General features: G+C 37.1%; 28 protein-coding genes. 27 read left to right on the forward strand and 1 reads right to left on the reverse strand.

Features of this window, described 5'->3' with window-relative positions; translation table 11 throughout:
• On the reverse strand, positions 1–555 hold a 555-nt coding region (locus A3854_RS02980), incomplete at its 3' end, for an EscU/YscU/HrcU family type III secretion system export apparatus switch protein (protein ID WP_180378637.1).
• 132 nt (positions 556–687) lie between these two features.
• Here A3854_RS02980 and A3854_RS02985 point away from each other — a divergent pair.
• The 27 genes from A3854_RS02985 (at position 688) to A3854_RS03115 (ending at position 21,519) form a co-directional block, all read left to right on the forward strand.
• The gene (locus A3854_RS02985) at positions 688–1,650 is read left to right on the forward strand and encodes a hypothetical protein (protein WP_084041250.1); all 963 of its coding nucleotides are present in this window, start codon (positions 688–690) and stop codon (positions 1,648–1,650) included.
• Positions 1,651–1,757: 107 nt separating this feature from the next.
• A complete protein-coding gene (rplU, locus tag A3854_RS02990) occupies positions 1,758–2,072 on the forward strand; it encodes a 50S ribosomal protein L21 (RefSeq protein WP_021090648.1) in 315 nt (104 codons plus the stop codon).
• An 11-nt stretch (positions 2,073–2,083) separates the two neighbouring features.
• The gene (rpmA, locus tag A3854_RS02995) at positions 2,084–2,341 is read left to right on the forward strand and encodes a 50S ribosomal protein L27 (RefSeq protein ID WP_002942569.1); all 258 of its coding nucleotides are present in this window, start codon (positions 2,084–2,086) and stop codon (positions 2,339–2,341) included.
• 224 nt (positions 2,342–2,565) lie between these two features.
• Positions 2,566–3,624, forward strand: coding sequence for a GTPase ObgE (gene obgE, locus A3854_RS03000; protein WP_084041251.1), 1,059 nt, complete (start codon positions 2,566–2,568; stop codon positions 3,622–3,624).
• Positions 3,625–3,670: 46 nt separating this feature from the next.
• Positions 3,671–4,006 (forward strand): GDP-mannose dehydrogenase, encoded by a 336-nt coding sequence (locus A3854_RS03005; RefSeq protein ID WP_084041252.1) that lies wholly within the window; start codon positions 3,671–3,673, stop codon positions 4,004–4,006.
• Positions 4,007–4,022: 16 nt separating this feature from the next.
• Entirely contained in the window at positions 4,023–4,928 is a 906-nt protein-coding gene (gene fmt, locus A3854_RS03010) for a methionyl-tRNA formyltransferase (protein WP_084041253.1), read from the forward strand.
• Between the two features lie 16 nt (positions 4,929–4,944).
• A complete protein-coding gene (gene thiD, locus A3854_RS03015; RefSeq protein WP_084041254.1) occupies positions 4,945–5,733 on the forward strand; it encodes a bifunctional hydroxymethylpyrimidine kinase/phosphomethylpyrimidine kinase in 789 nt (262 codons plus the stop codon).
• 1 nt (position 5,734) lies between these two features.
• Positions 5,735–6,370 (forward strand): biotin--[acetyl-CoA-carboxylase] ligase, encoded by a 636-nt coding sequence (locus A3854_RS03020; RefSeq protein WP_084041255.1) that lies wholly within the window; start codon positions 5,735–5,737, stop codon positions 6,368–6,370.
• On the forward strand, positions 6,367–7,149 hold the full coding sequence (locus A3854_RS03025) for a ParA family protein (protein ID WP_021090449.1): 783 nt from the start codon (positions 6,367–6,369) through the stop codon (positions 7,147–7,149). Before A3854_RS03020 ends, A3854_RS03025 begins: the two co-directional genes overlap by 4 nt.
• A gap of 15 nt (positions 7,150–7,164) precedes the next feature.
• Positions 7,165–8,025 carry a ParB/RepB/Spo0J family partition protein gene (locus A3854_RS03030; RefSeq protein WP_084041256.1) on the forward strand — a complete coding sequence of 287 codons (861 nt, stop codon included), beginning with the start codon at positions 7,165–7,167 and terminating at the stop codon, positions 8,023–8,025.
• A 95-nt stretch (positions 8,026–8,120) separates the two neighbouring features.
• Positions 8,121–8,543 carry a FoF1 ATP synthase subunit B' gene (locus tag A3854_RS03035; protein WP_054196218.1) on the forward strand — a complete coding sequence of 141 codons (423 nt, stop codon included), beginning with the start codon at positions 8,121–8,123 and terminating at the stop codon, positions 8,541–8,543.
• A 9-nt stretch (positions 8,544–8,552) separates the two neighbouring features.
• A complete protein-coding gene (locus tag A3854_RS03040; RefSeq protein WP_084041257.1) occupies positions 8,553–9,065 on the forward strand; it encodes a F0F1 ATP synthase subunit B in 513 nt (170 codons plus the stop codon).
• Positions 9,065–9,595, forward strand: coding sequence for a F0F1 ATP synthase subunit delta (locus A3854_RS03045; protein ID WP_084041258.1), 531 nt, complete (start codon positions 9,065–9,067; stop codon positions 9,593–9,595). Before A3854_RS03040 ends, A3854_RS03045 begins: the two co-directional genes overlap by 1 nt.
• 14 nt (positions 9,596–9,609) lie before the next feature.
• Positions 9,610–11,127 (forward strand): F0F1 ATP synthase subunit alpha, encoded by a 1,518-nt coding sequence (gene atpA / locus A3854_RS03050; protein ID WP_009294343.1) that lies wholly within the window; start codon positions 9,610–9,612, stop codon positions 11,125–11,127.
• Positions 11,128–11,136: 9 nt separating this feature from the next.
• Positions 11,137–12,024, forward strand: a complete 888-nt coding sequence (gene atpG / locus A3854_RS03055) for an ATP synthase F1 subunit gamma (protein WP_084041259.1) — start codon at positions 11,137–11,139, stop codon at positions 12,022–12,024.
• Between the two features lie 11 nt (positions 12,025–12,035).
• Positions 12,036–13,433, forward strand: a complete 1,398-nt coding sequence (gene atpD / locus A3854_RS03060; protein ID WP_084041260.1) for a F0F1 ATP synthase subunit beta — start codon at positions 12,036–12,038, stop codon at positions 13,431–13,433.
• Between the two features lie 18 nt (positions 13,434–13,451).
• The gene (gene atpC / locus A3854_RS03065) at positions 13,452–13,841 is read left to right on the forward strand and encodes an ATP synthase F1 subunit epsilon (protein WP_084041261.1); all 390 of its coding nucleotides are present in this window, start codon (positions 13,452–13,454) and stop codon (positions 13,839–13,841) included.
• Positions 13,842–14,426, forward strand: coding sequence for a MotA/TolQ/ExbB proton channel family protein (locus tag A3854_RS03070; protein ID WP_084041262.1), 585 nt, complete (start codon positions 13,842–13,844; stop codon positions 14,424–14,426).
• A complete protein-coding gene (locus tag A3854_RS03075) occupies positions 14,427–14,825 on the forward strand; it encodes a biopolymer transporter ExbD (RefSeq protein ID WP_084041263.1) in 399 nt (132 codons plus the stop codon).
• Position 14,826: 1 nt separating this feature from the next.
• A complete protein-coding gene (locus A3854_RS03080; protein ID WP_084041264.1) occupies positions 14,827–15,774 on the forward strand; it encodes a TonB C-terminal domain-containing protein in 948 nt (315 codons plus the stop codon).
• Positions 15,775–15,798: 24 nt separating this feature from the next.
• Positions 15,799–17,055, forward strand: coding sequence for a Tol-Pal system protein TolB (gene tolB / locus A3854_RS03085; protein WP_084041265.1), 1,257 nt, complete (start codon positions 15,799–15,801; stop codon positions 17,053–17,055).
• Positions 17,056–17,119: 64 nt separating this feature from the next.
• On the forward strand, positions 17,120–17,626 hold the full coding sequence (locus tag A3854_RS03090) for an OmpA family protein (protein ID WP_021090913.1): 507 nt from the start codon (positions 17,120–17,122) through the stop codon (positions 17,624–17,626).
• A gap of 17 nt (positions 17,627–17,643) precedes the next feature.
• Positions 17,644–18,486, forward strand: a complete 843-nt coding sequence (locus A3854_RS03095; RefSeq protein WP_084041266.1) for a tetratricopeptide repeat protein — start codon at positions 17,644–17,646, stop codon at positions 18,484–18,486.
• A 56-nt stretch (positions 18,487–18,542) separates the two neighbouring features.
• Positions 18,543–19,145 carry an FKBP-type peptidyl-prolyl cis-trans isomerase gene (locus tag A3854_RS03100; RefSeq protein WP_223154487.1) on the forward strand — a complete coding sequence of 201 codons (603 nt, stop codon included), beginning with the start codon at positions 18,543–18,545 and terminating at the stop codon, positions 19,143–19,145.
• 9 nt (positions 19,146–19,154) lie between these two features.
• Positions 19,155–20,084, forward strand: coding sequence for an ACP S-malonyltransferase (fabD, locus tag A3854_RS03105; protein ID WP_084041267.1), 930 nt, complete (start codon positions 19,155–19,157; stop codon positions 20,082–20,084).
• Positions 20,081–20,764, forward strand: a complete 684-nt coding sequence (locus A3854_RS03110; RefSeq protein WP_084041268.1) for a 5'-methylthioadenosine/adenosylhomocysteine nucleosidase — start codon at positions 20,081–20,083, stop codon at positions 20,762–20,764. The genes fabD and A3854_RS03110 overlap by 4 nt, the downstream gene beginning before the upstream one ends.
• On the forward strand, positions 20,761–21,519 hold the full coding sequence (locus tag A3854_RS03115) for a tRNA 2-thiocytidine biosynthesis TtcA family protein (protein ID WP_084041269.1): 759 nt from the start codon (positions 20,761–20,763) through the stop codon (positions 21,517–21,519). The genes A3854_RS03110 and A3854_RS03115 overlap by 4 nt, the downstream gene beginning before the upstream one ends.
• Positions 21,520–21,652: the final 133 nt, after the last annotated feature.

Below are 21,652 nucleotides of genomic sequence, written 5' to 3' on the forward strand. Positions count from 1 at the left end.
TTTTAGCCAAGCAAGCTGATCAAACATAGAAAAAAAGAGAGTGTGTGGTAGCTCCTTTATAAACTGCAAGAAAAAATAAAATCCAACTCCAAAGACGATGCTAACTTTTAGCACGATTTTAATGCTATCTATCACTTTTTTCATCGAGAATAAATTTTTTAGTCCCTTTAGTGGATTTATCTTGCCAAAATTTGGCATTATAGGCTTTGTGGTAAAGATAAATCCAAACTGCATTACATTTGCGATGACACCAGCAATCGCCACACAGATACAAACCGGAAGTATCATAAGAAGCGACCTTGCAAAGGTATTTACGACGATCATTTTTACAGTTGGCAAGGTCAGCGGCTGACCGATAAATTTTGAGTAGTAGATATAAAGTGAGATGATCTGTTCTTTCATAAAATTTAGCATCGCAAGTAGTACGCCAATAGCAATGACAAGAGTAACGAACCCAGCTATGTCCTGACTTTTTGGGACGTTACCATCCTTTTTGGCATCTTCTATCTTTTTGGGGGTCGCTTCTTCGGTTTTTTCCTGATCTTCGCCTGCCATCTTTATCCTAAGCTTGCTTAAATTTGGGGCGATTATAGCCAAAATGCGGTTAAACTATCCGCTAAAGCCACCTTTTGCACGTGGAAAATTAGGTGTTTTTGGCTAAAATTAGCAAAAATAAGGAAACACAAAATGTCATTTTTAGAAGGCTTGCCTAATATTTTCAAAACCAAAAAACTACCAAAAAGCGATGAAGAGCTACTTTTAGACGAGTATGCAAGCATTTACGACCAAATAAAAGAGAAAAATTTAAACGAATACGACTTTTTATGTGAGCTCATACGATTACTCTCTTTTTCAAGAGCTAGATGCTACGACATTTACCTTGAAAAGTGCCTAGCTGAGGGCGACGCTGAGGCACTAAATGATCTCATTTTTCAATACGCTAAGCTAAATTTACTCCCAGGATGTAGTGGTGGATACGATCAGTGTGAGAGGCTCATACCGGCATTTTTTGCTATCGCTTGCGTTGACACGCAGAGTATGGCAAGGATCTTTCCAAAAGGCCTGCCACCTAGCAAAAACGGCTATAAATTTCTATGCGTTATGGACGATTTGCTCACAGCGATGCTTTGGCAGGATGAAAATTTACTTGCCCCAGCTCTAGAAAAGGCTCACGCTTTTGTGCAGTCAAAAAAGCCGACAAACGAAAGAGAGGCGGTTAAATTTGTACTTGCCCTGCATAAAAAAGATGTGGCTGCCATGAGTGAGCATTTGCAGAAATTTTGCTCCACATTTGGCAGGACAGATGCGCCTAAATTTGAAAGAAGGCTTTATATTTTCGCACACGGACTTCACGCCTTGGCGCATTACTTTTTGCCATTTGATCTTTTTAAAGAGATCAAGCTACCAAAAAATGAAAATTTCAGTAAATTTTACGCTAAAAGGCTCTTTCAAAATGAAATTCCCAAGCCAAAACTTTATTTTACTTTTCTGCCTGAGCTTGAACTGATAAATGTGATTTTAAATGCGCCAGTAGCTAAAACTCTGATATATCAGCCATATTTGCCAAATGACAAAACATTTTTTCTGGATCACGATGCGATGATTAAAAATTTGGCCGACGAGATCATAAAATCAGGGGCATTAAAGTAGAATTTATAAACTTTTGGCTAACATTCACACCTTACAACCAATAAAGCTCCATAAATCTTTTGCAAAAAAGTGCTTTTTGGTCTTACCAAATTTTAGAAAGGTAGAGTATGTCAAAATACGCTATATTTAAGCATGGCGGCAAGCAATATCGTGTTAGCGAGGGTGAGTATCTTAAGCTAGATCACTTTAGTGCTGAAGCTAAATCAACCGTTGAGATTACAGAAGTTTTAGCTGTAAATGACGGCGAAGTAAAGGTAGGTGCGCCATTTGTGAAGGGTGCAAAAGTTGTTCTTGAGGTCGTTAATGAAGGCAAAGACAAAAAAGTAGTTATCTACAAAAAACGCAGACGTAAAGACTCAAAACTAAAACGCGGCTTTAGAAGACAATTTACACGTGTAAAAGTCGTAAGTATCGCAGCTTAAGGAGATAAGATATGGCACACAAAAAAGGTCAGGGTTCAACCCAAAATAACCGTGATAGTATCGGACGCCGATTAGGTGTTAAGAAATTTGGTGGTGAGTTCGTTCGTGCTGGTAATATAATCATCCGCCAAAGAGGAACAGCAACTCACGCTGGAAATAACGTAGGTCTTGGCAAAGATCACACTATTTTTGCATTAGTCGATGGCTTTGTAAAATTTGAAAGACTTGATAAAAACAGAAAAAAAGTATCTGTTTATCCAGCTGCATAATCTCAGGGGCAATCGCCCCTTTCTTTCTTAAAATTATTCAAAAATCAAAATTTTTATTTAGTGTTTAGAATTTTTCAAATAGCTGTTTGAGAGAAATTTTAAATCAATCACAACTCTATATTTCGAGCTTCATGGTGTTTATATTTGCTTTATTTTAATCAAGATATCACGATTTAATTTCAGTAAAGTTGGATATAATCCAAATAAAAAATTTAAGGTAAAAAATGTTTATAGATAGTGCAAAATTGACTCTAAGTTCGGGGCATGGTGGAGCTGGAGCTGTGAGTTTTCGCCGTGAAAAACACGTCATTTTAGGTGGTCCTGATGGCGGAGATGGCGGAGATGGCGGAGACGTTTATTTTATTTGTGACAACAACACCCATACTTTAGCAAATTATAAGGGTAAAAGAGCCATGAAGGCTGGCAATGGTGAAGCTGGCATGGGCAAGCGAATGACTGGCAAAAAGGGCGAAAATTTAGAACTCATAGTCCCTCCTGGCACAGCTGTTTATGATGCACAGACAAATGAACTACTCTGTGATATAGTTAGCGAGGGCCAAAAGACGCTGTTTTTAAAGGGTGGTAAAGGCGGACTCGGAAATTTTCACTTTAAAAGCTCTATTAATCAAGCTCCAGAATACGCACAAAAAGGCATGCCTGAAGAGAGTATTGAAGTAAGGCTCGAGTTAAAGCTCATTGCTGATGTTGGTTTAGTGGGCTTTCCAAATGTTGGTAAATCAACGCTTATTTCAACAGTATCAAACGCCAAACCACAGATCGCAAACTACGAATTTACAACGCTTACGCCAAAGCTTGGCCTTGTCGAGGTCGATGAGTTTAGCGGCTTTGTCATGGCTGACATCCCTGGTATCATCGAAGGGGCGAGCGATGGACGCGGTTTGGGCGTTAAATTTCTAAAGCATATCGAGCGAAATAAAATTTTACTTTTCATGATAGATGGAGCAAATTATAGAGGTATGAGCGAGCAGTTTAGTGTGCTAAAAGAAGAAGTTGCTAAATTTTCAAGCGTACTTGCTAGCAGGGACTATGCTATCGCTATCACCAGAGTCGATGCGGCGGAAAATTTAGATGAAAATATAAAAGAATTTATGAAATTTTTAAAGCTAAAGCCAGAGCAAAACGGTAAATTTATCTACAAACAAGATTTTCTCAGCTTTGATCATTCAAAACCATATTTCATTTTGCCGATCTCATCAGCGACAAACGAAAACATCGACGAGCTTAAATTTGCACTGCTTGAGCTGCTAAAAAATGATCTTTGAGTTGCGACTTTTTAGTGCTTTGAGCATAGAAATTTAAGAACATAAAATGAAGAAAATTTTTTGCATTATGCTATTTTGTCTTGGTGCATATAGCTGTGATCCAGCGGATCCGGCGTATATGTTTTTGGATTACAATGACATAGATCGTGACGGCATGCTAAATTTAGATGAGTGGACGTCCTGCAAAGTGCCATCAGCGCTAAAAATAGCACCAGATCTATGCGCTAGTGAGGAATTTAAGAGGCTGGATCTTGATCGTAGTGGCAAAGTTAACATTAATGAGCTAGGAAGTTTGATATTTCAAAAGATTGACTGGCAAGAAGATCCATGCGCCTCTTGGCCGCCAAGCAGCAAAAACGCAGATCAAAATAAAAGTCGTTGAAATTTAAAGGAAAGTGATGAATGTAGTTTTTATGGGGACGCCTGATTATGCCGCTAGGATACTTAGGCACCTAAAAGAAGCTGGCTTTAATATAAAAGCGGTCTTTACCCAGCCTGATAAGCCAGTTGGCAGAAAGCAAATTTTAACCCCAAGCGAGGTCAAAATTTACGCGCAAAATGAGCTAGTAGGCGTGCCAGTCTTTACGCCAAAGACACTAAAAGATGAGGCAGTGGTTGCCGAGCTAAAGGCATTTGAGCCTAAATTTATCGTAGTGGCAGCTTATGGCAAAATTTTGCCTGGGAGCGTGCTTGACGTGGCGACTTGTATAAATTTACACGCTTCGATCTTGCCAAAATATAGAGGTGCAAGCCCCATACAAAGCGCGATCCTAGCGGGCGAGAAGCAAACTGGTGTCACAGCTATGCTAATGGACGCTGGCCTTGATACTGGCGATATGCTGGACTTCATCTACACGCCTTGCGAGAGTAAGATGTCAAGCGAGCTTTTTAGTGAGCTAGGCGAGCTTGGCGGTGAGCTAATCGTAAAAGTACTTAAGAATTTTGAAAATTTAAAGCCGCAAAAGCAAGATGACACACAAGCTACGCACTGCAAAAAGATAAGTAAGAGTGATGGGCTTTTTAGCTTTGATGAAGATGCGGGGCAAATTTATAATAAATTTCGTGCGCTCACACCTTGGCCGGGGATTTATTTGGCAAGTGGACTAAAAATTTTATCGCTTGAGTTAGGCGAAAAAAGTGGTAAAAGCGGAGAAATTTTGAGCGTAGAAAAAGACCACGTCGTGGTTGCTTGCAAGGGTGGGGCGGTCAAAATTTACGAGCTTCAAGAGCCAAGCAAAAAGCCAACGAACGCAAAAGCCTATATAAATGGTAAGCGTCTTAACGTTGGCGATGAATTAAAATAATTTTAAAGGAGCGGTTATGAAAAATGCACTAAGCATAGCAGGGGTTGATCCAAGTGGCGGAGCTGGAGTTTTAGCTGATATAAAGGTCTTTATAGCACACGGCGTATATGCGATGGGAGCGATCACGGCGGTCACTGCTCAAAATACAAAGGGTATATTTGGCATGCAGTTAGTTGAGCCAAAGCTCATCGAGGATCAGATAAGAGCGATATTTGATGATATAAGAGTTGATGTGATAAAAATAGGCGTTGTTCCAAGCGTTGAGATTATCAAAAGCGTCGCAAAAACGCTAAGAGAGATCAAAAATTTACCACCAGTCGTGCTTGATCCTGTTATGAGCTGTAAAAATGGCGACATCTGGCTAGAGGGTGCTGCAAAAGATGCGATCGTGGAGGAGCTTTTCCCACTTGCAAGCGTGATCACGCCAAATATCTTTGAAGCGCGCGAAATTTTAAAGCGTGAGCTAAAAGGCGAGAGCGAGCTAAAAGAGGCTTGTAAGGAGCTTTTGAAATTTGGCACAAAGAGCGTCTATCTAAAGTGTGGCGAGATAGAAGGCAAGTCGCTTGATATATTTTATGATGGCAGTGAATATGAAATTTTTAGCGATGAGCGTATAAAAACGACTGCGACACACGGCTCAGGCTGCTCGCTATCAAGCGCTATAGCTTCAAATTTAGCAAATGGGCTTAGTCTAAAAGAGAGCGTAAAAAATGCGCATGATTATATCTTTAACGCTATCAAAAATGCGGTCATCATCGGCGGTGGACAAAATCCGGTAAATCACTTCTATAAATTTAAGGTGTGATTTGAAAGTAGAGTTTTTTCAAAGTCTGCCTTCGACACAGGAATTTTTGATAGAGGCCCTAAAAAACGGCGAGATAAAACCTCCTCACATGGTTGTGGCGTATAATCAAACCAAAGGCATCGGCAGCCGCGGTAACAGCTGGGAGGGACTTGGCGGAAATTTGTTTATGTCATTTTGCATAAGTGAAGATGAGTTGCCAAGCGACATACCACCGCCTTCGATCTCGATATATTTTTCTATGTTGATGCGTGAAGTCTTGAGCGAACTTGGCTCAAAGTGCTGGTTAAAATGGCCAAATGACTTTTACGTGGACGAGCGCAAAATAGGCGGCACTTTGACAAATAAAGTGGATGAAATTTACATCTGTGGCATGGGGATAAATTTAACGAGTGCGCCCGAAAATGCGGGTATTTTAGATATCAAAACTAGTGTAGATGAGCTAGTTTGGGGCTTTGTTAGCATGCTTGATAAAAAGATTTTATGGAAGCCAATTTTTAGCAAATTTAGGATAGACTTTTGCAAGTCAAAAGGTTTTATTACGCATATTGCAAATAGAGCTGTTTCGCTTCAGGATGCTGAAATTTGCGATGATGGAGCGATCTTACTAAATGGGGAAAAGGTATATTCTTTAAGATGAGCGAGATAATAACAATAGCTAATCAAAAAGGCGGTGTTGGCAAGACTACAACAGCCGTAAATTTAGCCGCATCACTGGCGGTTGCTGAAAAAAAAGTATTATTAATAGACATCGATCCACAGGCAAACGCGACAACCGGACTTGGCTTTAGCAGAAGCGACTATGAGTTTAATATCTATCATGTCTTAACAGATAGAAAAAAGCTCTCACAAATCGTGCTAAAAACTGAGATCCCAACACTTTTTTTAGCTCCATCAAATATTGGGCTTGTCGGCATCGAGCAAGAATTTAACGACCAAAATAAGGACTATAAACTAATCCTTAAAAATAAAATTTCAGAAGTTGTAAACGACTATGATTTTATCATCATCGATAGTCCTCCAGCACTTGGAAGCATTACGATAAATGCTCTTAGTGCAAGTGATAGTGTTATCATCCCGATTCAATGTGAATTTTATGCACTTGAGGGACTAGCGCAGATCCTAAATACAGTTAAGATCATCAAAAAAACGATAAATCCAAAGCTAAATATAAAAGGCTTTTTACCGACCATGTTTAGTTCGCAAAATAATCTCTCAAAAGAGACAATTGCAAATTTAAAGCAGCATTTTGAAAATAAGCTCTTTAAGAGTAAGGACAGCAAAGAGGAATTTGTGGTCGTTCCAAGAAATGTGAAACTTGCTGAAAGCCCAAGTTTTGGTAAGCCAGTGATACTTTATGATATAAAATCACCAGGCTCGATCGCATATCAAAATTTGGCATATTGTATTTTAAACTAAAAAATAAGGAAAAAAATGGCTAAAAAAGGTGGATTAGGGCGTGGACTTAGTGCGATACTTGAAGATGTAGAGCAGGCCTACAGCAAAGAGATCGCAAATTTAAACGACTCTGAGATAGTCGAAGAGATAAATATAGATGAAATTTTACCAAACCCATACCAGCCAAGAACACATTTTGATGAAGAGGCCTTAAAAGAGCTAAGTGCTAGCATAAAAAGGCATGGACTGATCCAACCAATAATCGTCATCAAAAAAGATGATGGCTATATGCTAATAGCTGGTGAGCGCAGATACCGCGCCACAAAGATGCTTGGAGCAAGTAAGATAAAGGCAATCATCGCTGATATAAAGTCTCAAAATTTAAGAGAGCTTGCGCTTATTGAAAATATTCAACGTGAAAATTTAAATCCGATCGAACTTGCAAAGTCGTATAAAGAACTCATAAATGAGTATGAGATCACACAAGATGGCCTAGCAAATATCATTCATAAAAGTAGAACTCAGATAACAAATACGATGAGGCTTTTGCTTCTTAGCGACTATACGCAAAAACTTTTACAAGAAGATAAGCTAACGCAAGGCCACGCTAAAGTTATAGTTGGGCTTAGTACTGAAGAAGAAAAGATGGTTGTTGATACGATCATCGGTCAAAAGCTAAGCGTTAGAGACACAGAAATTTTAGTAAAAAAGATAAAAAATAAGGAAGAGATAAAAGACAAAAAGCCAAAAATTTCTGAGGAAATGAGTAAAAAATTATCAAATTTACAAGAAATTTTTAAAAATTTAAAGATAAATACAAAAGTAAAATCTGGTAATCTAGTTTTAGAATTTAATAATATTTCACAGGTGGAAGAATTTATTGCTAGGCTAAAATAGAATTACAAATTTATTTTTATTTTTAGTAATTTATTGTAAAATCAGACTTTAATTTGAATATTAAATAAAACTTAATGATAAAATAAGGAGAGTGGATGTTAGAAATAGATGTGCCATTGATGCTTTTAACGGCTGTCGTTTTCTTGGTATTGATCGCTATTTTGAATTCCTTGCTGTATAAGCCAATGCTCAAATTCATAGATGACAGAAATGCCTCTATAAAAAATGATGAAGAGAGTACTAGTAAAAATGCAAGTGATCTAAGTGTTCATGAAAAAGAGATTGAAGAGATTATATTAAACGCAAGGACTGAGGCCAATAAAATAAGGCAAGAAGCCTTAAATTTGGCAAAAGAAGAGTCTTTAAAAGAAGTAAATGCCGTAAAGAGTAGTTTAGAGGCTAATTATAATGAATTTTTAAATGCTCTAAGCTCTCAGAAAGATAACTTAAAGGCAGATCTATCAGCTAAACTACCTGAACTTAGAGCGGCCTTAAATGCTAAGCTCTCTAAAATTTAAAGGAATTTTATGAAGATAAAAATTTTATTTTTTCTAGCACTTCCATTTCTGGCTTATGCTAGTGAACATGGCGGAACAAATTACGATATAGTAGAGAGAACGCTAAACTTCTTACTTTTCTTTGCTATTTTGGTATATTTTGCAGCTAAACCACTAAAAGCTCTTTATCAAAGCAGAATTGATAGGATTGCAAATAAGCTTGAAAGTATCCAAGAAAAACTCCGTGATTCTAAGGCCAAAAAAGATGACGCTCTAAAACGTGTTGAGGAAGCTAAGCAAAATGCAAACTCTTTAATCGAAACTGCTAAAAAAGAGGCTTTAAATTTAGCTGCTAAGGTTAAAAGCGATACTCAAAATGATATAGCGAACCTCCAAAAGAGTTACAAAGAGCAAAAAGAATTTGAAGAGCGCAAGATGACAAAAGGCGTTGTAAATGAAATTTTGAGCGACATCTTCTCAAGTGATAGCCTAAAAGTCGATCAAAAAGAGCTTGTAAATATCATACTTAAAAAGGTTAGCTAATGAATGAAGTAGTAGCTAAAAAATACGTAAAAGCGATCTTAAGCGACGTAAAGTCCAATGAGCTTAATGCATTTGTCGAAAATTTATCAGAGCTAGCTGCTGCTTTTGCTAGCGATAAATTTAAAAGCATTATAAGTTTGCCAACATTAAAGGCTTCACGAAAGGTTGAATTTGTACTATCTTTGGTTAAAAATCAAGATGCTAAATTTGAAAATTTTATAAAGCTTCTTGGTGCGAACAAAAGACTAGAGCTTATACCTGCGATACTAGACGAGATGAAGATAGAGCAATCTTTGCTTGAAAATACATATCGCGGCGAAGTTGTTGGAAATTTTGATCTAAGCGCTGAGCAGCTGAAAGCTTTGGAAGAGAATTTCTCTAAGAAATTTGACTCTAAGATCAAGCTTAATGGCTCAAAGAGCGAATACAACGGTGTAAAAGTTGAGTTAGATGATTTAGGTGTCGAGGTAAATTTCTCTATCGACAGACTAAAAAGTCAAATGAGTGAATATATATTAAAAGCAATTTAAAAAGGAGTGAAAGCGTGAGTGCAAAAATTAAAGCTGACGAAATTAGCACGATAATCAAAGAGCGTATTGAAAATTTTGATTTAAGTGTTGATGTAGAAGAGACCGGTAAAGTCATCTCAGTCGCTGATGGCGTTGCTAACGTTTATGGTTTGAAAAACGTTATGGCTGGTGAGATGGTTGAATTTGAAAGCGGCGAAAAAGGTATGGCTCTTAACCTTGAAGAGAGTAGTGTTGGTATAGTTATCCTTGGAAAAACTAGCGGTATCACAGAAGGAAGCTCTGTAAAGAGACTTAAAAAACTTTTACGCGTTCCAGTTGGTGATGCATTGATCGGTCGTGTTGTAAATTCACTAGGTGAGCCAATCGACGCAAAAGGTCCAATTGAAGCTACTGAATCTCGCTTTGTCGAAGAAAAAGCAAAAGGTATCATGGCAAGAAAAAGTGTTCATGAACCACTTCAAACAGGCATCAAAGCGATCGACGCACTTGTGCCAATCGGTAGAGGTCAAAGAGAGCTAATCATCGGCGACCGCCAAACTGGTAAAACAACAGTTGCGATAGACACTATCATCAACCAAAAAGGTCAAGACGTTATTTGTATCTATGTAGCTATCGGTCAAAAACAATCAACCGTTGCTCAAGTCGTTAAAAAACTTGAAGAGTACGGCGCTATGGACTACACGATAGTCGTAAATGCTGGCGCTAGTGATGCAGCTGCTCTTCAATACCTTGCTCCTTATGCTGGTGTAACAATGGGTGAATATTTTAGAGATAACTCTCGCCACGCGTTAATCATCTATGATGACTTGTCAAAACATGCGGTTGCTTACCGCGAGATGTCTTTGATACTAAGAAGACCACCAGGTCGTGAAGCTTATCCAGGTGATGTTTTCTATCTTCACTCAAGACTTCTTGAAAGAGCAAGTAAGCTAAATGACGCACTAGGTGCGGGATCTTTAACAGCTCTACCTATTATTGAGACTCAAGCGGGCGACGTTTCAGCTTATATTCCAACAAACGTTATTTCTATTACAGATGGTCAAATTTTCCTTGAGAGTGATCTATTTAACTCAGGTATCCGCCCAGCGATCAACGTTGGTCTTTCTGTTTCTCGTGTCGGTGGTGCAGCTCAGATCAAAGCTATCAAACAAGTTTCTGGTACGCTAAGACTAGACCTTGCTCAGTACCGTGAACTACAAGCGTTTGCTCAATTTGCAAGTGACCTTGACGAGAGCTCAAGAAAACAACTAGAGCGTGGTCAAAAGATGGTTGAAGTACTAAAACAACCTCCATATTCTCCACTTCCAGTTGAGAATCAAGTAGTTATCATATTTGCTGGTGCTAAGGGTTATTTAGATGATGTTGCAACTGCAAATGTAACAAAATTTGAGGCTGAGCTATATCCATATATTGAGGCAAAATACCCTGAAATTTTTGAGCAAATCAGAACTAAAAAGGTTCTTGATAAAGAAGTAGAAGAAATTTTACATAAAGCATTGAAAGATTTTAAAGCGACTTTTGCCGCTAACTAGGGCTAAGATATGTCAAATTTAAAAGATATAAAACGAAAGATCAAGAGCGTTCAGAATACTCAAAAGACGACGCGTGCGATGAAGCTTGTTTCTACAGCAAAGCTTCGCAAAGCTGAAGAGGCTGCTCGCTACTCTAGAGTTTACGCACTTAAGATAAATGAGGTTTTATCCGAGATAGCTTATAAGATCAATCAATATGCTTCAGTTATGACTGAGAGTAAATTTTTTAACACAACAAAGAGTGTAGAAAAGGTTGATATTATATTTGTTACCGCTGATAAAGGGCTTTGCGGTGGCTTTAATGTCCAAACTATAAAGACAGTTAGGCGCATGATTGATGAGCTAAAAGCCAAAAAGATCAAGGTCAGACTAAGAGCTGTTGGTAAAAAAGGTATAGAATTTTTCAATTTTCAAGGCGTTGAGCTACTTGAGACTTACGTCGGAGCTAGCTCTTCTCCTACATATGAAAAAGCTCAAAAAATCATAAAAGATACCATCGATGACTTTACAAATGGCATAACTGATAAAGTCGTGCTAATACACAATGGTTATAAAAATATGATTTCTCAAGAGATTAGAGTAAATGATATTGTGCCTATTGAGCCGTCTAAGATAGTTGCTGTTGAGACAAATTCTTTGATGGAATTTGAGCCAGAAGATAACTATACTAAGATTATGGATGAATTGCTCAATAAATATTTTGAGTATAGTATGTATTATGCTTTAGTTGACTCTTTGGCGGCTGAACACAGCGCTAGAATGCAAGCTATGGATAATGCAACAAACAATGCAAAACAACGCGTCAAACAGTTAAATCTTGCTTACAATAAAGCAAGACAAGAGTCTATTACCACTGAGCTTATCGAGATCATCAGTGGTGTTGAATCAATGAAATAAAAGGAGTATGAATGAAGGGTGTTATTAGTCAAGTTATGGGCCCTGTGGTCGATGTTGACTTTAATGACTACTTGCCGAAGATCAATGAAGCTATCGAAGTTTTCTTTGAGGTTGAGGGCAAGAAACATAAACTAATATTAGAAGTTGCTGCTCACCTAGGTGATAATAGAGTCAGAACTATTGCTATGGACATGAGCGAGGGCTTGACTCGTGGCTTAGAGGCTAAAGCACTTGGCGCACCTATTAGTGTGCCAGTTGGTGAAAAAGTTCTAGGTAGAATTTTTAACGTAGTTGGTGATTTGATCGACGAGGGCGAGGGTATAAATTTTGATAAGCATTGGTCTATTCACCGCGATCCTCCTTCATTTGAAGAGCAAAGCACAAAAAGTGAAATTTTTGAAACTGGTATCAAGGTAGTCGACCTTCTAGCTCCTTACGCAAAGGGTGGTAAAGTAGGTCTATTTGGTGGTGCTGGTGTTGGTAAGACAGTTATTATTATGGAGCTTATCCACAACGTTGCGTTTAAACACAGCGGCTATTCTGTATTTGCAGGCGTTGGTGAGAGAACTCGTGAAGGTAACGACCTTTATCACGAAATGAAAGAAAGTAACGTTTTGGATAAAGTTGCCTTATGCTATGGTCAAATGAATGAGCCACCAGGAGCAAGAAACCGTATCGCACTAACTGGTCTTACAATGGCTGAGTACTTCCGTGATGAGATGGGGCTTGATGTTTTGATGTTTATCGATAATATCTTCCGTTTTTCTCAATCAGGTGCAGAGATGTCAGCTCTACTTGGGCGTATTCCATCAGCTGTTGGTTACCAGCCAACTCTTGCAAGTGAGATGGGTAAATTCCAAGAGAGAATTACATCAACTAAAAAAGGCTCGATTACCTCTGTTCAAGCTGTTTACGTTCCTGCGGACGACCTTACGGATCCAGCTCCTGCTACTGTTTTTGCTCACCTTGATGCTACGACAGTTCTTAATAGATCTATTGCAGAGAAAGGTATCTATCCGGCTGTTGATCCGCTTGATTCTACTTCAAGAATGCTTGATCCTCAAATTTTAGGAGCAGATCACTATAAGGTAGCTCGCGGCGTTCAAGCTGTGCTCCAAAAATATAAAGATCTTCAAGACATCATCGCTATTCTTGGTATGGACGAGCTTAGTGAAGAAGATAAGTTAACAGTTGATAGAGCAAGAAAGATCGAGAGATTTTTATCTCAGCCATTCTTTGTTGCTGAAGTATTTACAGGTAGCCCTGGTAAATATGTAAGTCTTGACGAAAATATAGCTGGCTTTAAGGGAATTTTAGAGGGTAAATATGATCACTTACCAGAAGCAGCATTTTATATGGTTGGAAATATAGATGAGGCTTTAGCTAAAGCTGAGAAACTTAAGGCTTAAATTTTAAAAGGAAGCGTAATGGATAAATTACATTTAGAGATCGTAACTCCTCAAGGTCAGATATTTAATGATGACGTGAGTAGTGTGGTGCTTCCAGGTAGTGAGGGTGAGTTTGGTGTTTTACCAAACCATGCCTCATTAATATCTCTTTTAAAAGCAGGTATTATAGATATAGAACATAAAAATAAAAAACATGATGTTGTTGCGATTAACTGGGGTTATGCAAAGATTGACGAAGGTAAGGTAGTAATACTTGCTGACGGTGCGATTTATGTCTCTGGCGATAGTGAAAGTGAGCTTGCAAATTCATTGGAAGCTGCTAGAAATTTGATAGAGAGCATGAGTAGTGATACAAATGCTTTTGCAGCAACTATATCTAAAATGGAAAATGTAGTGAGAACTAGATAAGTGGGCGGTATAGATTTATTTTTAAATTACATTCAAAGAAGTAGTTTTATTACAATTATTGTTTTAACTTGGCTGTCAATATATTTTATAGTTAGTTTTACAATTCTTTTTTCAAGAATGGCTGGTATTGGAGCTTGGCAAAAACGTGAGCAAAATGCACTTGAAGCACTGCTTATGGGTGCTAAAAATATTCCAAATGATTCGTCTTTGAGAAAATGTGCAAATGGAAGAATCTCAAGAGAAAAGCTAAATGTATGTATAAACATAGCCGAGAAAAATGCTACAAGTGGACTAACGTGGCTAAGTGTAATAGCATCTACTTCGCCTTTTATCGGTCTTTTTGGAACCGTTGTTTCTATTTTAGAGACATTTTCACAGCTTGGAAATGGTGGAGGTTCATCACTTGGTATTATTGCTCCAGCTATTTCAGAGGCACTTGTTGCAACTGGTTGCGGAATTTTTGTTGCCATCCCAGCATATACATTTAATTTACTCATAAAAAGAAAAGCTTATGAATTAATGAGTGTTATTGAGCGTCAGGCTGATGTTATGATAGCACTTAAAAAAGATGATGAGATACTATAAATGGCCGTTAAATTTACCGATGAGACACCAGAGCTAAATATAACTCCTCTTGTTGATATTATGCTTGTTTTACTAGCCATTTTAATGGTTACTATGCCAACTATAACATATCAAGAGGATATTACTCTTCCAGATGGTTCAAAGGCGAAAACTTCAACATCTAAGCAAAAAGACCTTATAGTATCTATAAATTCGCAAGGACAAGTTAGAATTGATCAGAGTACTATGAGCCTTGCTGAGTTTCCTGATAATATTGCATTAATGAGTACAAAATACGATAAAACCTCGTCTATCTATATAAAAGCTGACAAAAATTTAAAATACGATGATGTTATGTTTGTATTAAAGACTTTGAAAGGTGCTGGTTTTAATAAAGTAGCTTTAGAGACAAACGGTTAAAATGTCAAATAAAGTTAAATTTCCAACGCTTAGTTCGTTTCTTGTAGCGTCTTGTATTTACGTTATTATTATACTTATTTTGTTTATAAAGCTTACTTTTTTTGCAGAACCTCCTAAAAAATATACTGATGATAAAGATGCTATTATGGATGTGGTTATGGTTGATAGAGAAGTTGATCAAACCATTAAAGCTCCAAAACAAGCAGATGAAGTAGTTAAAGAGACAAAGCCTGAACCAAAAAAGGAGTCAGAAGAAGATAAACAAGAGACTACAAATAAGCCTGTTGTACCAGATGAACCATTACCTACCCCAAGCTTACCAACTCCTCCAAAAGAGGAACCAAAACCTGAGCCTAAAAAACCAGAACCAAAACCAGAAATTTTAAAACCAAGTGAAGAACCCAAAGAAGATGTTAAGCCAGAACCAAAACCTGAGCCTAAGCCTACACCAAAGCCAGTTGAAAAGCCAAAACCCAAAGAGCCAAATATAAAAGATCTCTTTAGTGACATAGACCCTACAAAACTCAAAAAAGATGATGGTATAAAAAAGGTTGAAAATAAAGTGCAAAGCCGTAAAAAAAGTGAAGCTTCTAGTTCAAAAGCCGCAAAAGAAGCTAGTGATATAATAAAGAGTTTAAAGATAGATCAAAATCCAACTGCTCCAAAATCACAATCTACTGGTACTTACGATCCACTAATGGGGGCGATAACAAAACAAATTCAAAGAAGATGGCAAAGCTATAAGGCCGATTCTGCAAATTTGGCTAAAGTTAAAGTTATGATAGATCAGAGCGGAAATTTTAGCTATGAAATTTTAGAGCTATCATATAATGAAGAATTTAATGCAAAAGTAAGAGAGTGCTTAGAAAAACTTACAACGGAGAAATTTCCATTCAATCCAGATAAAAGCACTACTTTTAATTTAAATTTAGAAGATAAAATAAACTAAAATTTATAAAATTATGGAGTAGAGATGAAGAAAATTTTTCTTTTTTTATGTGTTGCTCTAGGGCTTTATGCTGCTGATGCAACCATATCTGTTGTAAATCAAGGTATTGCCTTGCCAAAGATAGCTTTGCAAGATGCAACAACTGCTGTTAGCGATATGGGTTTTAAAGACAAATTCTTTAAAATCATGCTAGGAGATCTAAAGGTTAGTTCCGATTTTGAAGTAATCGAAGATCATGTGCCTTCTACCTATGAAGGGGATGCGACTACTAATACAATGAGTGATAAAGGCGTCGAACTTATCTTTAGATATGCTCTTGAAGGCTCTATGGGCTCACCTCTTACTTTAAGAGTAAAACTGATAAATGCTAAAACAGCAACTACAAGATATGAGAAGGTTTATACTATGCCAGACGGCGCAAAGTATCCGTTTTTGGCGCATAAAAGTATAGTTGAGCTTACTAATGAGCTAAATTTACCACCAGTTGGCTGGATGGAAAAATTTATTATTCTTTCAAAATATACTTCAGCTCGCCAAAGCTCTATCATAGTTGCTGATTATACACTTACATATCAAAAGACCATAGTAAGTGGCGGACTAAATATTTTTCCTAAATGGGCTGGAGCTGATCAAAGTAAATTTTACTATACATCTTATGTGAATAATAAGCCAACTTTATTTAGATATGATCTAAATTCTGGTACAAAAACAAAGATAATTGATAGCATTGGCATGCTTATAGCCTCAGATGTTAGTAAAGATGGAAGTAAAATTCTATTAACCATGGCACCAAAAGATCAACCAGATATTTTTATCTATAATACAAATAGTAAAAATTTGACGCAGATTACCAATTATCCAGGTATAGATGTAAATGGAAATTTTGTTGATAATGACAGCAAGATAGTTTTTGTATCAGATAGGCTTGGTTATCCTAACGTTTTTGCAACTCCTGCGATTTCTGGCGGAAGCGTTGAACAAATGGTATTTCATGGTAAGAATAATAACTCTGTAAGCACATTTGAAAATTATGTTGTTTATTCAAGTAGAGAAGCAAGCGGCAGCTTTAATATATATCTAATTTCAACTCAAACGGATTTTATACGACAGCTTACAGCAAATGGCAAAAATAACTATCCAAGATTCTCAAGCGATGGGCAAAGTGTCGTCTTTATAAAAGAGCTTGGCGGTCAAAGTTCACTAGGAGTTGTTAGGTTAAATGAAAACAGAAGTTTTCAGTTTCCTTTAAAAGTAGGAAAAATTCAATCTATAGATTGGTAATATTCTGATAAAATTTAAAATTTTTGTGATATAATTCGACCAAATTTCTAAAAAAGGATAAGGAATGAAAAAAGTAGTTCTAGCAAGTGTTGCAGTTGCAACTTTATTGTTGAGCGGTTGTAGCTCAAAAAACCCTGAAGTTGATATGAATTCAAATTCAAATCAATCTGCAGACAATTCAGGTAGCATGAGTGATGCTGATAGATTAGCAGCTCTTATTGCTAACATCGAGAGTCAAGTTAAAAGTGTATACTTTGACTTTGATAAATTTAATATCAAAGCTGATCAACAAGGCGTTGTTAGCTCAAATGCATCAGTATTTAACCAAGCTGACGCTCAAGCTCTTTCTATAAAAGTAGAAGGTAACTGCGATGAGTGGGGTACAGATGAGTATAACTATGCCCTTGGTTTAAAACGTGCTAAAAGCGCTAAAGATGCTCTTGTAAGAAATGGCGTTAGTGCTGATAGAATCGCTGTAGTTAGCTTCGGCGAAAGCAATCCAGTTTGCACAGATAAAACAAAAGCTTGCGATGCTCAAAATAGACGTGCAGATTTCAAAGTACTTCCATAATTTATAATTAAATAATAATGAACAAAAAATCAATTATAGTGGCTCTCATTGGAGCCACTATCTCTATTACCTCCGGTCAAGAGATTTCAGCTTTTGATGCAGGCAATATGGATAGTGCGAATCCATATGGTCTAACTGACAATGAAAAAGCTACCCTAAATAATAAGCGAAGTGTTCAAAATATTGAAGAGAATGTGAATAGTGTTTTAGAACAACTTCAAGGTTTGCAAAGCTTGATTGAGAGCATGAGTGCTAGAATGAATAAGCTTGAGCAGAGAATAAATGATATAGAGACGAAGGTAAATGGGGGCATAAGTGATTCTGGTGTAAGTTTGACATCACTGAAGGCTTATGTTGATGAGACTAGAGATATACAAGACAAAAACTACAAAAATATTACTGCAGCCTTAAACAAACTAGGTGCAATAATGGATAAAAATGCTGCCCAACCAAAGCAAAATGCAAATCCAAAACAACAAAATAAGCCAACTTCAAATTTTAGTGGAAAAAGCGATAAAGATATTTTGGCTGATGGCATTAAACTTCTAAATTCTGGCAATAGTACAGAAGCAGCTGAATATTTTGAATATTTAAATAAAAAAGGCTATAAAACTGGTGCAACAAATTATTATTTAGGTGAAGTTGCTTACAGTCAAAAATCATACAGTACAGCTATACAATACTATAAAAAAAGCATACAGAACGAAGATAAGGCTGACTATACACCAAAACTTCTATATCACACAGCTATAAGCTTTGATAAGATAGGTGACACGCAAAGTGCAAATAGATTTTATAAGGCTTTAAAAGTCGGTTATCCAGATAGTAAAGAAGCCAAAGCCTCTCCCAATAGAAACTAAATTTTAATCTTTTTTAGATATAATCCCACATTAATCAAAAAACCAAATCTAAGGAGATTATTGTGAGTAAAGATCAAGTTATAACTATGTTTTACGAACTAAAAGATGCTAATACTGGTGAAATTTTAGAGTCAAACATGCAAGAAGGTGGCCAAATTTCGTTTATAACAGGGCATGGCCATATTATAGAAAAGCTTGAAGAAGAAGTAAGCAAATTAAAATCAGGCGAAAGAGCAACTATAAGCGTAAAGGCAGCAGAGGGTTGTGGTGAATATAATAACGAAGCCATTCAGTCGTTACCAAAAGAGCAATTTGCTGGTATAGATTTACATGAAGGAATGGAGCTTTTTGGTCAAAATGAGGATGGCTCAAGTGTTCGTGTCATTGTTAAAGAGATCAAAGATGACGAAGTAACAGTTGATTTTAATCACCCATATGCTGGTAAAGATTTGCTATTTAATGTTGAAGTTTTAGAAGTTAGAGATGCGACAGAAGATGAAAAAGCAACAGGCATGGTAGCTGGGGCTCATACTTGCGGTTGCGGTGGTCACGATCATGAGCATGAACATGAGTGCTGTGGAGGTCATGGACACGGTCATGGACATGGACACGAGGATGGTGGTTGCGGTTGCGGTGGACACGGACATCACCATCACTAAGAAGCTAAAATGAAAAAATTTGCTTTTGTTTTTGCGGGCCAAGGCTCGCAAAGTATTGGTATGGGAAAAGACTTTTACGAAAATTTTTCTACTTCTAAGTTACTTTTAAATGATGCTTATAATGACACTGGCATTGATTACAAAGAGCTTTTATTTACACAAAACGATAAGTTGGATAAAACAGAATTTACTCAGCCAGCTATTGTTTTAAACTCGCTAATGACTTATTTGGCTTTTTCAAATTTTATTAAAGAAAAACCAGAATTTAGTCTTGGGCACTCACTTGGAGAATTTACCGCTCTTGCAGTTAGCGAAGCATTTAATTTTATTGATGCGATTAGGCTTGTGAATTTACGTGGTAAATTTATGCAAGAAGCTTGTATTGGTAAAGATGCCGGCATGATGGTAGTTCTTGGACTTAGTGATGAAGTGGTTGAAGAAATTTGTAAAAAAGCAAGAGAAGAAGGTTTGCAAATTTATGCTGCAAACTACAACTGCGATGGACAAATCGTTGTCGCTGGCGTAAGAGCTGATCTTGCTAGCTATGAAGCAAAATTTAAAGAAGCTGGCGCAAAAAGAGCAATGCTTTTAAATATGTCAGTAGCAAGCCATTGTCCGATACTTGAGCCAGCTAGTGTTAGGTTGGCAAGTGAGCTTGAGAGTACTTTGGCTGCCAAATTTTCTCCAGTTGTCTCAAACGTAAATGCTAAAATTTATACCGATAAAAGTGAAGCACTAGTTCTGCTAAAAGAGCAGCTAATAAAACCAGTTTGCTATAAACAAAGCATTAAAAACTATGAAAATAATGTTGATTGTTTTATCGAGCTTGGTGCTGCGACGTTAAAGGGCATCAATAAAAAAATTACTGAAAAGCCAACTTATAGTATTACTGATATGGCAAGTCTTGAAGAAGTTGTGAAAATTTTGGAGGAGAGATGATAGCGATACTAGGAGCTATGCAAGAGGAGATAACACCGATCCTTGAAATGGTTGGTGAATATAAAACTGTTCAATATGCAAATAATAAATTTTACTTAGCAAACTACAAAGGAAAAGAGCTAGTTATTGCCTATTCAAAGATAGGCAAAGTAAATGCAGCTATAACAGCAACTTTGATGATAGAAAAATTTAAGGCCTCAAAATTGCTCTTTACCGGCGTAGCTGGCTCACTCGATGAGAGCCTAAAAATAGGCGATATGCTTTATGCTACTAGCTTAGTGCAGCATGATCTTGATATTACGGCTTTTGGACATCCTTATGGCTATGTGCCAGGCACAAGTATCTTTGTCAAAAGTGATGAAGGACTAAATGAACTGGCAAAAAAGATAGCCGATAAAAAAGATATGAGCTTAAGTGCTGGTATTATTGCGACTGGAGATCAGTTTATCTGCGATAATGAAAAGAAAACTTGGATTAAAAAGATATTTAATGCGAGCGCTACCGAGATGGAAGGTGCTAGCGTTGCACTAGTTTGCGAAACACTTGGTGTGCCATTTTTTATACTAAGAGCTATCAGTGATGGAGCTGGTGATGCAGCAGAGTTTGACTTTGATAAATTTTTGCAAGATTCAGCAAATGTTAGTGCAAAATTTATACTTGAAATGGTAGAAAATTTATGATAGAGCTTAGTAAAAGGCTTCTTAGGCAAGTTGGTCAGACAAATGCCAGATACAAGATGATAGAGGGCGGAGATAAGATATTGCTTGGCCTTAGTGGCGGTAAAGATAGCCTCGCACTCGCTCACGTACTAAAGCATATTCAAAACGTCACACCTGAAAAATTTGAGTTCAAAGCAGTAACTCTAAGTTATGGCATGGGTGAGGACTATGCTTATCTTACGAAGCATTGCAATGAGCACGGAATAGAGCATGAAGTAATAGATAGCTCAATCTTTGAAATTTCAAAAGAGAAAATCCGTAAGAATTCCAGTTTTTGTAGTTTCTTTTCTCGTATGAGAAGAGGTTATCTTTATACTTACGCCTTAAAGCATGGTTTTAATAAACTCGCGATTGCTCATCATTTAGACGATGCAGCGGAGAGCTTTTTTATGAATTTCACCTACAATGGTGCACTAAGGACGCTTGCTCCAAAATATACTGCAAAAAATGGCATCACGGTTATTAGGCCATTTATCTTCGTTCGCGAGAGACAGCTTCGCGAAAATGCTATCAAAAATGAATTAAGAGTCATTGGCGATGAAGCATGCCCTGCAATGAGATTTGACGTAAAGATGCCGCATGCTAGATATGAAACCAAACAGCTTCTAGCAAATTTAGAAAAAGAAAATCCAAAACTTTTTACTTCGCTAAAAGCAGCATTTGAAAATATTCATACTGATACTTTTTTTGCTCTCAATAGCAGTAGTGAAGAGTAAAATTTTACTTGCTTTTTGGGACTAATCCCAAGAAGCAAGCTATAAATATTTCTATTTTAATTGGCTTTTGTCAAAATAAATACAAAATGTATGAATTGATAAAATTTTTGCACTTGTATATAAATCAAAACTG

This window comes from Campylobacter concisus (assembly GCF_002092845.1).
Taxonomy (GTDB): domain Bacteria; phylum Campylobacterota; class Campylobacteria; order Campylobacterales; family Campylobacteraceae; genus Campylobacter_A; species Campylobacter_A concisus_AQ.